Source organism: Roseateles sp. P5_E1 (assembly GCF_054049335.1).
Genome location: NZ_JBFUMN010000087.1, coordinates 1 through 14,282, shown reverse-complemented (window position 1 = coordinate 14,282; position 14,282 = coordinate 1). Strand labels below are relative to the sequence as shown.

Here is a 14,282-nt window from a genome sequence, read left to right as displayed (position 1 = left end):
AGATGATCCAGCGCGAACTCGAAGGTGCCAGGTTGAATCTGCTCGGCCAGCACAACAGGTAGAAAGCGGGGACTGCGATCTACGAGCTTGTAGCGTGGCATTGGCTTCATCCGGCTGCAGCGTGATGACTTCGATCGTGCCGACACGCCTGCGTCGGTGACAGTCGGATTTACCGCATGTCGTTGGGTTATTGCACAGCGTCAACGTCAAAGCTCAGCGGGCGGCGAAGCCGTCCGCTGGAGCGAAAGGTTGAAGCGCATGTCAGCGGAGGCGTGTGCCATCTGGGTTGATCGCATCTTCATCCCGCCTTGTTGGGTAGTACCGCTTCTTGTGAGCCATTTCGTAGAAGAGAACTCCGTGGATTCCATTCACTTCGACCTTCGCAACTCGGCGCTGCCAAACCGCGGCGAACGCATGGTCTAGCCCAGCCTCGGGTGCGCGCGCCATCACTTCGTCAATGAACGCCACATCTTGACCGGCCGGAAAGATCATTGCGAACTCGTCGTCGGTCGCTGCAAAGATGTCGTAAACCGCGTTGTCCGCGCCATCGATGACTTGGATGTTCTTCATGCGCTTCAACGTGAAAGTGAGCGGACGCCGAAGGCGGTCCGCTCGAATGGCAGGTTAAAGCGCATCGACGTACTCCGATAGATGATCGAGTACGTGGCCTTGTTCTTCCGCGCGCCATTGCAGCCGTATTTGCCACTCCTGCGCGCCGTCCAGCGAAACGAAGAACGACATCCCGTCGTCATAGGGCGAAAATGAGTAGCCCAAGAACAACCACTCTTCGCCTCCCGGATGTGCGTGACCGTCGTGGTCCGAAAACTCTCGCTTCACACGGTACCGCTGCCCGGCCCGCAAAAAATTGTGGGAGCTGCCGCAGTTCGGCGCTTCATGGTTGCTCCAGGTCCCCAGCGGCTTTGGCCCGTAAGTCATCTGCGCTTTAACGTGCAAGGTCAGCGGGCGGCGAAGCCGTCCGCCGCAGCGAAGGGTTGGGCCTCACTGAGTGCCTCGGCCAGTTGGTAGCACTCCCCGACGCCGGGTACCGACGCAACCTCGAAGCCGCGACGCTCGAGAACTCGACGCAGCTTGAGGTTTGGTTTTGCGCAATGCACCGCGTGAACGCGCCAGTTGATTGACGCAAGATTTTCGCGAAGGGCGTACCTGCGTGCGAGTGCTGCAAGTGCAGGGAGAGCGCCTTCGCCCCCGCCGTCCACATGTGCCAGCTCCATAACCAAGGCAGCCCCTTCCACCTTGAAGCGCCCGAGCATGTTTGCTGAGCCGGCTTTGAAGACAAGTGGTTCGTCGCTGAGGACGATCGCCCGGAGATCCTCATTTGAAAGGGCCAGGATCTCGTCTGCTGTGTAGCCTTCGATGAGCAGCATGAGAGCGATTCCCTTCGGTTGTGAGGCTCAACGTGAAAGCTCAGCGGACGGCGAAGCCGTCCGCTGCAGCGACCGGTTAGGTCTTGTAGCTCAAGAACGACCGTGGTCCAACGACTCGAAGATTAAACACTGCCGATCCAGGTTTGAGATAAAGCCACCCCGGCTGTTGCCGGAACACGAGCATCGCAGCCGGAACATAGAACTCAAGTCGCAGGTTCCCTGTGCCAGCAGGTTTTGGTGTCCCAGGTTCCGCAACAGGTAACCAACCATCGTCGGCCCGCAAGCCCGTAGGGACGGAGAGTGCGTCTTGTTCCCAGCATTCGGCCTCGCCGACAGAAACCCAACGAATAACTCTCGCTGCGTCTGCCGGCAAGACGATCTCAGGCATCGCGAACAGGATTGCTTCTTCCTCGATGGGGGATGGCGTCACAGCAAGACCTAACGTTCGCGCTCAGCGGGCGGCGAAGCCGTCCGCTGCAGCAACAGGTTAGGTTTGGCGTTGCGAGTCATGTGTCGAAGCCCAACCATTTAGGTTCGCGTTGTACGTAGTCACAGCGCCATAGGCGCCGATCATCCGCCGGGCCACGGAACTGGATCATGCCGTCGTCTGGCCTATCAGGCCACATCAAGCAAACCACATCGACCTTGAGACTCGACACTTCCTCAACGAGACCCTTGAGACGTGATTGCGCCTGAGCTTCCATCGCCAAGAATTTCTGAATCCGGGCCGCGAACTCCGTCGGGTCCAGCGCGATAGCTTCCGCATGTTTGATAAGGGCACCGTCCGGAACCACCTCATCCGGTCCTTCCCCCAGATCCCCCGCAATGAAGAATCGAAACGGCGTGCCACCGTGGCCGGTCTCACTTTCCCAGCCGTCGCCATCAACTGAATAGACCAAACGCCCCAGTACCGGGTGTTCGACGACCTCGCGCACTGGCCGTCGGCCTCTCCCGAAGATGCGCTTGAACAGGGAGGTCATTCGTGAAACCTAACGTAGAAGGTGAGCGGCGCCACGCAGTGGCGTCCGTTCTAGCGACTGGTTCTCTGGAGCTTTTGCGGGGCACATTCCGACGGGTTTCAACGCACCACTCTGTGCGCAAAACAGCCCTCGCAAGGCTGATACGTTCACGCTGCGTTGCTGGCTCGTCCGCACCAAGCCCGCTTGGGCGTGCGCGCCTGCTACGCAGCGCAAGCTAGCAGTTTTTCGAYGCTGTATAAACATACAGTCTTTCGATTATCCTGTTAGGTTTTCTGTAGCAGAAGATCAAGGGAACGTGTTCTCGGGAGACAGCCGCTGCTGCCTAGGCAGGCAAGCTGCGCCACAACATCGCCGTGGTGAATCGTGGCAAGTGCTTGACTCACCTTCAGAATTTTCCAGTTGACTGTTGTTTTATACAGCATTAAATTTCCGGCAAAAGCGGCACGTTGTTACAAGTTCTCGCCGGGCCTGTTCGGCGCCGCTGGAGTGGTCATGATGCCAGTCAGCTCACTCAGTTCGCCAGCTCGGGGAAACCTGCGGCCTGCGCCATCGGCGGCGCTGCCGCCGCTTCGCTCGGTGCGGGTGCTTGACCAGTTGCGAGAGCGGCTGCGCCTGATGCACTACAGCCTGCGGACCGAGGAGGTCTATGCCTATTGGCTCAAGGCCTTCATCCGGTTTCATGGCATTCGCCACCCCGCGCAAATGGGCGGCCCGGAGGTCGAGGCCTTCCTGACGTACCTGGCCAATGACCGCAATGTTTCGCCCTCCACGCACAGCCAGGCACTGTCGGCGCTGCTGTTCTTCTACATCAAGGTCCTGGGGCAGGACTTGCCTTGGCTGAAGGAAATCGGGCACCCCCGCCGGCATCGGCGCTTGCCGGTCGTGCTCACGGTGGACGAGGTGGGTCGTGTGCTTGCGGGGCTGACGGGTGAACATCTGCTGCTGGCCCGGCTGCTCTATGGCACCGGCTTGCGCATCGCGGAGGCCCTGCAGCTTCGGGTCAAGGACGTGGACTTTGGCCTGCGCGCGCTGACGGTGCGCGAGGGCAAGGGGGCCAAGGACCGGGTGGTGATGTTGCCGCAATCCCTCGCAGCGGCCATGCGAGAGCAGTTGGCCCAGGCCCGCCTGGTGTGGGCGGGCGATGTGGAGGCGGGCACCACTGGCGTGGAGATGCCGCACGCCCTGGATCGCAAGTACCCGCGTATGGGCGCCTCTTGGCCCTGGTTCTGGGTTTTCCCGCAGGACCACCATTCGACCGATCCGCGCAGCGGGGTGGTGCGCCGCCACCATCTGTATGACCAGACCTTCCAACGGGCGTTCAAGCGGGCGGTCGAGCAGGCGGGCGTCGCCAAGCCGGCCACACCCCACACCCTGCGCCACTGCTTCGCCACTCATTTGCTGCAGGACGGCTATGACATCCGCACGGTCCAGGAGCTGCTCGGCCATTCAGATGTCGCCACTACCATGATCTACACCCACGTGCTCAAGCTTGGAGGCGGCGCGGTGCGCAGCCCGCTCGACCGGCTCAGCCCGGGGTAAGACCCGGATAGGCCCTGGGTAGTCCACGAGCGCCAGGATGTCGGGAACGACCGTTTCCGATACCGTTGCACTGACGCTATCGCCCCCTCTTTGCCATGGGCCTGTCCTGCCGCCGATATCTGGTCGATCTTGATGAACGTGTGGTTCGCATGAAGAACACGACGTTCGACGGCCTCATGCGGGATCCGGATTTGCACACCATGCCCGCGCTGGCGGGTCAACGCGTGCGGGTGGCCGAGTTGATCGTCGAGGTCAGCGGCCGCACCGTCACATTGTCCGCAGGGTGTATTTCGTGCTGACGTTCGACCCTCAGGGTCGTGTCGATACCGACCGGATGCATCGGCAGCAGCGTGCCCTGGCAGGCTTGGCGATTGACGCCGTGTTTACTCAAGCGCGACGGCCTCGCGAGGTGTTGGACGCTGCGGATCGCTTCGTAGCGCAGGGCGGGCGCTGGCAACCTACGCATGCATTGGCTCAGCGGATCGATGCTGCGGCCCTTGGCGGACTGTGATGCAGTCGTACGCGACCACCGCCGGCCACCGCTGGTCGCTGCGCGAATACTCATGGCGGCGCCGGGCTGAACTGGACATCGGTATTTCCGCTTTGGTCACTTTGCTGACGCCCGCGTCGTTCGGGCCTGCGGCCGCGATAGCTGTCGTTGACCGGCCCGGTGACTCGCCAAGCGCGGGCATCGGTGGGTGGCCGGTCCCGGTGGTCCAGCAGTCGCTCAGGCTGCGAACCGTTCAATGACCGTTGCCGCGGACAGCTGCCATTGGATCGCAAAGTCTGGGTGACAGCAGCCAGCCTGAAGGCGACAGCCGCTTTTCCGTGTGATCGACCAAGTGGGCTCCTGTTCCGCGAGCCCGGCTTGGGCTCAGCCCGGCGCCTTGACCCAGGCGTTGCACCAGCCGCTCTTCGCGACCTGCGCCTTGCGGCCGAACATCGCGCAGCCGCTCCACGCGTCGGTGGGTTTGGCCTGCCAGAACTGGCAGTTGGCGCAGTGCTGGCTGGCCTGGTGCTTGGGGAACTTGGCGGTGTCGACCTTGGTGGTGTCGTGCCGGTAGCCCAGGGCGACAGCGGTCTCGCTGGCTTCGTCGACCGGCGACGTCTGCGCGATGGCTGGGCAGGCGAGGGTGGCCAAGGTGGCTTGCATCATGAAGATGCGGCGGGTGGGGTGGGACATCAGGAACTCCAGGCGAGGATGCAAGACGAGCCCCTCAAGCGGCCGTCGTGGAACCGGCTTTGGCTTCGGCATCACATCGCTGCGCGATATGAGCCTTCACCGAAGCGCAAGCGCTTTGCCGGGCCACTGACGGCGCCCCTCGAGGGGGCTCGCGAAGCGAGTAGGGGGTGGGCCTATTTCGGCAGCTTGAACACCCAAACCATGCCGCCCTGCTCCAGGAAGCTGACCTTCTTGGCCACGTCGCCGCCCCACAGCGGCACGGCGCCGCCCCAGCCCGACACGACGCTGATGAACTGCTCGCCGTTCTGCTGCCAGGACACCGGCGGTGCGACGACGCCCGAGCCGGTCTGGAACTGCCAGACGACCTTGCCGGTCTTGGCGTCCGCGGCCTTGAGCCAGCCTTCCGGCGTGCCCCAGAACACCAGGTTGCCGGCGGTGGTCAGCACACCGCCCCACAGCGGCGCGCTGTTCTTGATCTCCCAGACGATCTTGCCGGACTTGGGGTCCACTGCGCGCAGGGCGCCGACGTAGTCGTCGTTGAGCGTCTTGATCGTGAAGCCCGCGCCCAGGTAGGCGGCGCCCTTCTTGTAGGCGATGGGTTCGTTCCAGATCTCCATGCCCCATTCGTTGGCGGGCACGTAAAAGAGCTTGGTGTCGGGGCTGTAGGCCATCGGCATCTGGTTCTTGCCGCCCAGGAAGGACGGCGACGAGAACACCGAGTTGCCCTTCTTGCCGTCGGCGCCGGCGGTCGGGTCGCCGGGGCGGTTCTCGGGCACGAAGTTGGGCCGGCCGGTCTTCAAATCGATGCCGGTGGCCCAGCTGATCTTCTTGACGAAGGGAAAGGCGTTGGCGAGCTGGCCGTTGGTGGCGTCGAGCACGTAGAAGAAGCCGTTGCGGTCGGCCTTGGCGCCCATGCGCTTGCCATCCTGGTCGAAGGTGATGAACTCGTTGACGCCGTCGAAGTCCCAGCCGTCGTTGGGCGTGCCCTGGTAGTGCCACTTGATCAGGCCGGTCTTCACGTCGATGGCGACGGTGGAGCAGCTGAACAGGTTGTCGCCCTGGCGCAGATGGCTGTTCCATGGCGCGGGGTTGCCGGTGCCGAAGTAGGCGAGGCCGGTCTTGGGGTCGTAGGTGCCGCCCAGCCAGGTGGCCGCGCCGCCGGTCTTCCACAGGTCGCCGGGCCAGCTCTTGCCCTGCGTGCCGGAGATGCCGTTCTCGTGYTTCACGCCGGCCTTGTCCCAGGTGTAGCCCATGTGGCCTTCGACGGTGGGGCGGGTCCAGACCATCTTGCCGGTCCGGGGGTCGCGCGCTTCCACACGGCCGACCACGCCGAACTCGCCGCCCGACACACCCGTCAGCAACAGGCCCTGGGCAATGATGGGTGCAGCCGTGGCCGAGTAGCCGGCGGCGTAGTCGTCGATCTTTTCCTTCCACACCACGTCGCCGGTGGCCTGGTCCAAGGCCACGAGCTGGGCATCCAGCGTGGCGAAGATGACGAGGTTGTCGAACAGGGCCGCGCCGCGGTTGACGACGTCGCAGCAGGGCATGATGCCGTCGGGCAGGCGGTGCTCGTACTTCCACAGCTTGGCGCCGGTGGCGGCGTCCAGCGCAAAGATGCGCGAGTAGGAGGCCGTCACGAACATCTTGCCGTTGTGGATCAGCGGCTGCGACTCCTGACCGCGCTGCTTCTCGCCGCCGAAGGAGAAGGCCCAGACCGGCGACAGCTTGGCCACATTGCCCACGTTGACCTGCTTGAGCGTCGAGTGGCGCTGGCCCTGAGTGCCCAGGCCCCAGGACAGCACTTCCTGGCCCGACTTGGCCGAGGCCTCGATCATCTGGTCGGTCACGGCGGCGGCAGCACTGCCGGCGGCCAACAGGCCGAAGCTCACGGACAGCAGTGCGGCGAGAGGGTTGAGTTGCATGGCGTTGTCTCCTTTGTTGATGGATATGCACCGCCAAGCCGAGGCGGCGTGCGGATGGCCGGTCAAGGCGCAAGCTCCATGCCAGTTGAATTCGCGCAGTTTTCGCGGCGGGATGGAGCAATGCGGCGGCGCGCTGGCAGGGTTGCACCGGAGCCGGTGTCAGCGCGGTGAGCAGGCTGCGCCGCGCTGTGACAGCGGGCGGCTGGAGCACTGCCGGCAGGTGCCGCGGCCTGTGTTTGCGCAGCACTGTGCCGTCCTGTGCCGGACTGCTCCAGCCTGCAACAGCCCAAGGGTGATTTCCCTTGGCTGCGACCCTTGCAGCGGGCTCTGGCGTGCCCGCCGCGTGCTGGCACGGGTTCTGCGTTGATGGACATGCCTCAACCCATTCGCAGGAGACAAGCCATGACTGTTTACGCCGCCCCCGGTGCTGCCGGCGCCAAGATCGCCTACAAGGCGCGTTACGACAACTTCATCGGCGGCAAGTTCGTGCCGCCCGTGGAGGGCCAGTACTTCGACGTCATCACGCCCATCAGCGGCAAGGTCTACACCCAGGCCGCGCGATCGAGCGCCGCAGACATCGAGCTGGCGCTGGACGCCGCCCACGCCGCTGCCGCGAGCTGGGCGGCCGTGCCGCCGGCCGACCGCGCCAACCTGCTGCTGAAGATCGCCGACCGCATCGAGCAGAACCTGGAGCTGCTGGCCTACGCCGAGACCGTGGACAACGGCAAGCCCATCCGCGAGACGTTGAACGCCGACATCCCGCTGACGGTGGATCACTTCCGCTACTTCGCGGGTTGCGTGCGTGCGCAGGAAGGCGCGCTGTCCCAGATCGACGGCAACACCATCGCGTACCACTTCCAGGAGCCGCTGGGCGTCGTCGGCCAGATCATTCCGTGGAACTTCCCCATCCTGATGGCGGCATGGAAGCTGGCGCCTGCCCTGGGCGCGGGCAATTGCGTGGTGCTCAAGCCCGCGGAGAGCACGCCGGTCAGCATCCTGGTGATGGCCGAGCTGATCGCCGACCTGCTGCCGCCGGGTGTGCTGAACATCGTCAACGGCTTCGGCCGCGAGGCCGGCATGCCGCTGGCCACCAGCAAGCGCATCGCCAAGATCGCCTTCACCGGCAGCACCGCTACCGGCAAGGTCATCGCGCAGGCGGCGGCCAGCAACCTGATCCCGGCCACGCTGGAGCTGGGCGGCAAGAGCCCCAACATCTTCTTCGAGGATGTGATGGCCGAGGACGACGCCTTCCTGGACAAGGCCATCGAGGGCCTGGTGCTGTTCGCGTTCAACCAGGGTGAGGTCTGCACCTGCCCCAGCCGCGCGTTGATCCAGGAATCGATCTACGACAAGTTCATGGCGCGGGCACTCAAGCGCGTGGCCGCCATCAAGCAGGGCAATCCGCTGGACACCGACACGATGATGGGCGCGCAAGCCTCGGCCATGCAGATGGACAAGATCCAGACCTATCTGGCCCTGGGCAAGGAAGAAGGCGCCAAGGTGCTGATCGGCGGCGACCGCGCGCAGCTGGGCGGCGACCTGGCGGGCGGTTACTACATCCAGCCGACGCTGTTCCAGGGCAACAACAACATGCGCATCTTCCGCGAGGAGATCTTCGGCCCGGTGCTGGCCGTCACCACCTTCAAGACCGAGGCCGAGGCGCTGCAGATCGCCAACGACACGCCCTACGGCCTGGGCGCCGGTGTGTGGAGCCGCGACGGCAGCCGCGCCTACCGCATGGGCCGCGCCATCCAGGCCGGCCGCGTGTGGACGAACTGCTATCACGCCTATCCGGCGCATGCGGCGTTTGGCGGCTACAAGSAGTCCGGCATCGGCCGCGAGACCCACAAGGCCATGCTGGACCACTACCAGCAGACCAAGAACCTGCTGGTCAGCTACAGCCCGAACGCATTGGGCTTTTTCTGAGCGGAGCCGGGGCGGCKTAGGCCGCCCCTTTGCGATGACGGATTCCATTTCCCGCGTGCAGGCCACGGAGGCCGCGCAGGAGCTGATCGCGCAGTTGCGCGAACTGCGCGGCGAGCTGCTGTTCTACCAATCGCACGGCTGCTGCGCCGGAAGCGCGCCGATGTGCTTTGCCGTGCACGAGCTCAAGCTGAACGCCGGCGACCGCCAGTTGGGCGAGGTGGGCGGCGTGCCAGTCTATGCCAGCGAGGGCCAGTGCGACTACTTGGCCGGCCTGCAGATGACGCTGGACGTGGCGCCGGGCAACAGCGGCAGCTTCGGCCTGGAGGATGGCTCGGGCCCGCACTTCATCGCCCCCTTCCGGCTGTGGACGGACGAGGAGGTGGTGCGTCTGGTGGCTATCGATCCCACGTCGTCCGCCAGCGGCACGCGTTCTCGGAGAGCTTGGCGATGCTGATCCGGCTTTTGAGGACGGAGCAGACGGATCGAGCGGCATCGGCAACCTGGCCGTCGCGCTGCAGTATCCCGGCGACGATCAGGTGTTCGCCGGTGTGTTCGAGGAGGGTGACTGGGCGGCCGTCCGCATCGCAGATCGGTGGCTCGGGAAAGTAGCTTCCCAGGGCATCGATGCCAGCCTGGCATTGCGTGAGAGCCTGCTTGTAGTCGGCTTGCTCGATCAAGGCCTGCCCGCGGCTCAGATGCATCGCAACGGCCTGTGTCTTGGCGTTGTGGGCCCTGCTGGCGCAGCCCGAAGTCGCCAGCAAGGCGCAGGCTGTCGTGAGCATCCACATCGAGCTGGGTTTCATGTGCAGGCGGTGCGTTGAATCGCTGCGCATGCTACGAGACCCGCGGGTCTCGTGAACCCAGATCGTGAACGCGCCGTCAGTGGCGGCGGCGCACCAGCGGCAGCAGGCCCAACGCCAGCGCGGCCAGCGGCAGCGAGCCAGGCAGGGGCAGCTGATTGGTCGTGCGCATGGCCACCCGCAGGTTGTCCAGCCCCGTCTCCTCGTTGCCGCCGTTGCCTTCATGCGCTTCGGTCCAGCGGAAGGCCGCGATGGCACCGGTCGAGATCACGCCAACGAAGATGGGCGCKCCGCTGCCGCCGGAGATGGCGAGGTCCTGCGTCGTGCCGTCAGCGAAGAGGAAGGACAGCAGGCCCTGGTCGACCGCGGTGCTGGGCACGCCGGGGCTGGATTCGAAGGCCGTGATGTCCAGCGCGGCGGCCAGGAAGGGCAGCGCGTAGTGGCCTTCGAAATAGGCATTGCCAAGGTTGCGCGCGCCAAAGGCCGTGGCCGTCTGCGCGAAGGCTTGCATCGGGCCGAGGTTGCTGGTCAGCGTGACGCCGGGCAGCACCGCCACGCCCGTCAGATAGGTGCCGGACGAGTAGCCGGAGAAGTCCTGCGTCTGCGCCGCCCCGCTGATGGCGCCCTGCCACGCCGCGAGGCTGTTGTAGACGGACACGCTGGCGGCCTGGGCCACGCCCAGGGTGGACAGGGCAAGAGCAAGGAGGGCACGGCGCATGGGGGGTCTCCCGAGGGGTGTTGCACCATTGGGCGACCGAAGCCCTGCCGGCGCCCACCCCAAACCCTGGGGGGCGCCCCGCAGATGAAGGGGGCAGCCGGCAGGCCGCAGGCGTGCCCCGCGGCGGGCAAAGGGCATGGGCTTGGCGCCATCATCTGGCCCCGCCTAAGCAACCCCTGCCGCCATGACCGAAACCGCTGCACGCCGCGTCCTCATCCTCCTCGCCAGCACCCGCGCCGATGGCAACGCCGAACTGATGGCCCGCGCCGCGGTGGCGGCGTTGCCCGCCGGCACCGAGGTGCGCTGGCAGCGCATGGCTGAATTGGCCCTGCCGCCCTTCGAGGACATCCGGCACAGCGTTGGCCAGTACCCGGCCCCCACTGGCGACCTCGCCCGCCTGCTGGACGACACCTTGTGGGCGACGGACCTCCTCGTCGCCTCGCCGCTGTACTGGTACAGCCTGCCCGCACCGCTCAAGCTCTACCTTGACCACTGGAGCGCCTTCATGCGCGTGCCGGGTCTGGACTTCAAGCCGCAGATGGCCGGCAAGGCGATGTATGTGCTGTGCGCCACCAGCAGCGGCGACGAGCCCCACCTGGCTGCGCCCCTGGTGGACAGCCTGCGCTTCAGCGCCGGCTACATGAAGATGCGCTGGGGCGGCGCCGTGCTGGGCGACGGCACGCGGCCCGGCGACGTGCTGAAGGACGAGGCCGCGATGGCCGCTGCGGCGAAGCTGCTGGCGGCGTGATCGCCATGACCTCAGACTGGCGACTGACCGATCCGTTAGGCTCGGGCCTATGCTGCACTTTCGCCCGCTGTTCCCGCAGGACCAGTCCACGCTGTGGGACTGGCTGCACATCGCGCTGTGGGACCCGCCGCCCGCGCCGCTGCGCCCGCGCGAGGTGCTGGACGACCCTGGCGTGCGTATCTATGCCGAGGACTGGGGACGGCCCACCGACATCGGCCTTGTCGCCGTGCAAGAAGGTGCGGACGCGGGCGCCTGCTGGATGCGCGTGCTGCCCGAGGGTGTGGGCCTGGCGTCGGTGGATGCGGGCACGCCGCAGTTGGGCATTGGCCTGTGGCCGGCCTTCCAGCGCCAGGGCATCGGCAAGGCGCTGATGCTGGCGGCGCTGGACGCCGCCTGGCGGGCGGGCCATGCCCAGGTCGCGCTGACCGTTCATCCCGAGAACCCGGCGCGGCGCATGTACGCGGCCTGCGGTTTCGAGGAGGCGGGGCTGCGCGGCACGTATCACCTCATGGTGGCGCGCCGCCCTGCCTGAGCCGGCTTACTTCTGGCCAGTGCAGTTGGCGTAGAAGCTGACGGTGGCCGGCCAGTCCGAGAACACGCCGATCACGCCGACCTGCTCGGCCAGCACGTCCAGCATGCGGAACATGTCGCCCTCGCGGGTGATGGCGCTGTCATAGGTCTGGTAGTAGGAGCCGTTGTTGCCGTCGGCCAGGATGCCGCTGCGCTCCAGCGACCAGGTGATGATGTCCAGGCCGGCGGCCTTGGCGTTGCGCGCGTACTGCGAGGGCAGGATGTTGCCGCTGGTGTCGGCCGCCAGCAGCACCCACAGCGGCGGCGCGACGATGCGCACGCCCTGGGCACGGTAGGCCTTGAGCTGTTCGGCGGTGGGCACGTCGGCGGGCACGTTGGCGTCATCGAGGTAGACGGCCTGACGACCAAAGGCCGGCTCGTTCTTCACCCAGTACAGGATGTCGTTGAGGTCGAAGCTCTGCGCCCACACGTCGCGCGCCGGCACGCCCGCGGCCTTGTGTTCGTCGATCATCTTCTGCGCATAGGCGGCCTGGCTGAAGCCGTCGAAGGGCATGGGCACGCTGGGCGACTTCAGCTCGGGTGTCATCTTCACGCCGAGCTGCTTGAACAGCGCGATGGCTTCCTTCAGCGTCAGCAGCGTGCCGCTGGTGGGGCCGGCGTAGAGGTCGGTGCGGAAGTTCGGCGTGCCGGCCATGTACTCGGCTACCGTGCGGCCGCGCGGGTTGAAGGCGTCCATCTTGCCGCGCAGCGTCTTGAACTCGGCCAGCGTCAGCTCGCTGGTGCGGCATTCGGCGGCGGCCGGTGCAACCAGAGTGCCGGCGGCGTCGAAGGCGGCCGGCGTGAAGGGCTTGATGCATTTGCTCGCCAGCGGCGTGGCGAGGATGTTGGTGGTCGTGTGCAGGTCGTTCTGCGCATGGCGGCAGACCAGCTCCTTGTCCTTGGTGAAGGTCACGTCGCACTCGACGATGCCGGCGCCCATGCGTGCGGCGGCCTCATAGCTCTCCTTGGTGTGCTCGGGGAACTGCAGCGGCGCGCCGCGGTGGCCGATGGAGAACAGCGTGGGCCTGTAGCTTTCGCGCGAGGCGGCGCAATGCTGCAGGCGCTTCTTCAGCGGGCTGTCGTTCATCTCGTTGACGAGGAAGAAGGGGCGCGGGCCGAGCTGCACGCTGGCGATGCCGGTGTTGCCGCCGCGGCGGTCACCGTCGGCATCGTGGGCCCAGGCGGGCAGGCTGGCGGCGGCAAGCAGCAGCAGTGCGAGGCGGGTGAAGGTGCGGCGCATGAGATGTCTCCGTTGGTTCAAGCCCGGCAGGCTAGGCAGCCGCCGTGAAGCCGGCATGACAAAGGCGGCCGGGCGCGCAAGCTAGGGACGGTCTGCATAAACCCCCGGGCAAGTCTGCTACCGCGAGGGCTGARCGGCTGAGACGATGGAGGCCATGAAGCAGACGAGTCTGGGCCTGGGGCAATCGAACAAACGAACGCGGCGGCGGGTGTTCCTCGAAGAGATGGACCRCGTGGTGCCGTGGTCGGAGCTGGTGGCGCTGATCAGCCCGTTCATGCCCGAAGGCCGACGCGGCCGGCCGCCGCCGTTTGCGGTGGAGGTGATGCTGCGGGTTCATTTCATGCAGCAGTGGTTCAACCTCAGCGACCCGGCGATGGAAGAAGCGCTGCACGACATGGCGCTGTTCCGCGACTTCGCTGGTCTGGGCGGCTGGGACGAGCGCGTGCCCGACGAGACCACCATCCTGCGCTTTCGACGCGTGCTGGAGAAGCACAAGCTGGCGCCTCAGATTCTTCAGACCATCAACGAGCTGCTGCGCAGCAAGGGGCTGATGCTGCGAGCCGGCACGGTGGTGGACGCCACGCTGATCGCCGCACCGAGTTCGACCAAGAACGCCAGCGGCGAGCGCGACCCGCAGATGAAGCAAAGCCAGAAGGGCAACCAATGGTTCTTCGGCATGAAGGGCCACATCGGTGTGGACGCGGAGTCGGGCCTGGTGCACACGGTGCGCGGCACGGCCGGCAGCGKCAACGACGTGGTCGAGGCCAATGCGCTGCTGCACGGTGAGGAGAGCGAGGCCTTCGGCGACGCCGGCTACCAGGGCGCGCACAAGCGAGCCGACGCCAAGCCGGGCGTGCGCTGGAACATCGCCATGCGCCCGGGCAAGCGCCGGGCGCTGGACAAGAGCCRGGAATCGAATCGACTGATTGACGAACTGGAGCGCCTGAAGGCCAGCATCCGGGCCAAGGTGGAGCACCCGTTCCGGGTGATCAAGCGCCAGTTCGGCCATGTGAAGGTGCGCTACCGGGGGCTGGCCAAGAACACGGCACAGCTGCACACGTTATTCGCGCTGTCCAACCTGTGGATGGTGCGCCGCCAATTGGGTGGGGTGCAGGCGTGAGTGCGCCTGCAAGGCGCGAAATCCGCCGCTGTGGCGGCAAGGACGCCGCGAAACGCGGCGATATCCCACGTCGATGAGACCACCCGTTTCAAAACCCCGCCTCAGATCAAGGCCGGCGCAGATGCGGGTGCTTTGTGCAGACCTTCCCTAG

At 65.8% G+C, this 14,282-nt stretch carries 16 protein-coding genes; 7 read left to right on the top strand and 9 right to left on the bottom strand.

The window, feature by feature from the left end; genetic code table 11:
• Window positions 1-261: 261 nt before the first annotated feature.
• The 4 genes from ACXJKJ_RS28965 to ACXJKJ_RS28950 form a co-directional block, all read right to left on the bottom strand.
• On the bottom strand, window positions 262-570 hold the full coding sequence (locus ACXJKJ_RS28965) for a hypothetical protein (RefSeq protein WP_457394572.1): 309 nt from the start codon (window positions 568-570) through the stop codon (window positions 262-264).
• Window positions 571-624: 54 nt separating this feature from the next.
• On the bottom strand, window positions 625-954 hold the full coding sequence (locus ACXJKJ_RS28960) for a DUF3601 domain-containing protein (RefSeq protein ID WP_457394569.1): 330 nt from the start codon (window positions 952-954) through the stop codon (window positions 625-627).
• Between the two features lie 2 nt (window positions 955-956).
• Window positions 957-1,385: a hypothetical protein gene (locus ACXJKJ_RS28955; protein WP_457394566.1), complete on the bottom strand. Its 429-nt coding sequence runs from the start codon at window positions 1,383-1,385 to the stop codon at window positions 957-959.
• A gap of 506 nt (window positions 1,386-1,891) precedes the next feature.
• Entirely contained in the window at window positions 1,892-2,365 is a 474-nt protein-coding gene (locus ACXJKJ_RS28950; protein ID WP_457394563.1) for a hypothetical protein, read from the bottom strand.
• Between the two features lie 495 nt (window positions 2,366-2,860).
• Between ACXJKJ_RS28950 and ACXJKJ_RS28945 the strand changes: the two genes are divergently transcribed.
• Complete coding sequence (locus tag ACXJKJ_RS28945) at window positions 2,861-3,904, top strand: integron integrase (RefSeq protein WP_457394575.1); 1,044 nt, start codon at window positions 2,861-2,863, stop codon at window positions 3,902-3,904.
• Window positions 3,905-3,999: 95 nt separating this feature from the next.
• On the top strand, window positions 4,000-4,203 hold the full coding sequence (locus ACXJKJ_RS28940) for a hypothetical protein (RefSeq protein WP_457394560.1): 204 nt from the start codon (window positions 4,000-4,002) through the stop codon (window positions 4,201-4,203).
• 575 nt (window positions 4,204-4,778) lie between these two features.
• Here the strand turns inward: ACXJKJ_RS28940 and ACXJKJ_RS28935 are convergent.
• Together ACXJKJ_RS28935 and ACXJKJ_RS28930 are read right to left on the bottom strand one after the other, a co-directional pair.
• Entirely contained in the window at window positions 4,779-5,087 is a 309-nt protein-coding gene (locus ACXJKJ_RS28935) for a high-potential iron-sulfur protein (protein WP_457394557.1), read from the bottom strand.
• Window positions 5,088-5,260: 173 nt separating this feature from the next.
• Window positions 5,261-7,009, bottom strand: coding sequence for a PQQ-dependent methanol/ethanol family dehydrogenase (locus ACXJKJ_RS28930; RefSeq protein ID WP_457394553.1), 1,749 nt, complete (start codon window positions 7,007-7,009; stop codon window positions 5,261-5,263).
• Between the two features lie 402 nt (window positions 7,010-7,411).
• On the opposite strand from ACXJKJ_RS28930, the gene exaC reads away from it, so the two are divergent.
• Both exaC and ACXJKJ_RS28920 read left to right on the top strand, forming a co-directional pair.
• A complete protein-coding gene (exaC, locus tag ACXJKJ_RS28925) occupies window positions 7,412-8,935 on the top strand; it encodes an acetaldehyde dehydrogenase ExaC (RefSeq protein WP_457394550.1) in 1,524 nt (507 codons plus the stop codon).
• Window positions 8,936-8,969: 34 nt separating this feature from the next.
• Window positions 8,970-9,389, top strand: a complete 420-nt coding sequence (locus ACXJKJ_RS28920) for a DUF779 domain-containing protein (protein ID WP_457394547.1) — start codon at window positions 8,970-8,972, stop codon at window positions 9,387-9,389.
• Here the strand turns inward: ACXJKJ_RS28920 and ACXJKJ_RS28915 are convergent.
• Both ACXJKJ_RS28915 and ACXJKJ_RS28910 read right to left on the bottom strand, forming a co-directional pair.
• Entirely contained in the window at window positions 9,331-9,738 is a 408-nt protein-coding gene (locus ACXJKJ_RS28915; RefSeq protein ID WP_457394545.1) for a hypothetical protein, read from the bottom strand. The two genes, ACXJKJ_RS28920 and ACXJKJ_RS28915, sit on opposite strands and share 59 nt — an antisense overlap.
• A 76-nt stretch (window positions 9,739-9,814) precedes the next feature.
• The gene (locus ACXJKJ_RS28910; RefSeq protein WP_457394542.1) at window positions 9,815-10,453 is read right to left on the bottom strand and encodes a hypothetical protein; all 639 of its coding nucleotides are present in this window, start codon (window positions 10,451-10,453) and stop codon (window positions 9,815-9,817) included.
• 184 nt (window positions 10,454-10,637) lie between these two features.
• Here ACXJKJ_RS28910 and ACXJKJ_RS28905 point away from each other — a divergent pair, with 184 nt between their 5' ends.
• Both ACXJKJ_RS28905 and ACXJKJ_RS28900 read left to right on the top strand, forming a co-directional pair.
• Window positions 10,638-11,201: a flavodoxin family protein gene (locus tag ACXJKJ_RS28905; RefSeq protein WP_457394539.1), complete on the top strand. Its 564-nt coding sequence runs from the start codon at window positions 10,638-10,640 to the stop codon at window positions 11,199-11,201.
• A gap of 49 nt (window positions 11,202-11,250) precedes the next feature.
• A complete protein-coding gene (locus ACXJKJ_RS28900; RefSeq protein WP_457394537.1) occupies window positions 11,251-11,733 on the top strand; it encodes a GNAT family N-acetyltransferase in 483 nt (160 codons plus the stop codon).
• A 6-nt stretch (window positions 11,734-11,739) separates the two neighbouring features.
• On the opposite strand, the gene ACXJKJ_RS28895 is transcribed toward ACXJKJ_RS28900, so the two are convergent.
• Window positions 11,740-13,011 (bottom strand): glycerophosphodiester phosphodiesterase family protein, encoded by a 1,272-nt coding sequence (locus ACXJKJ_RS28895; RefSeq protein WP_457394534.1) that lies wholly within the window; start codon window positions 13,009-13,011, stop codon window positions 11,740-11,742.
• A gap of 154 nt (window positions 13,012-13,165) precedes the next feature.
• On the opposite strand from ACXJKJ_RS28895, the gene ACXJKJ_RS28890 reads away from it, so the two are divergent.
• A complete protein-coding gene (locus ACXJKJ_RS28890) occupies window positions 13,166-14,131 on the top strand; it encodes an IS5 family transposase (protein WP_457394532.1) in 966 nt (321 codons plus the stop codon).
• Window positions 14,132-14,282: the final 151 nt, after the last annotated feature.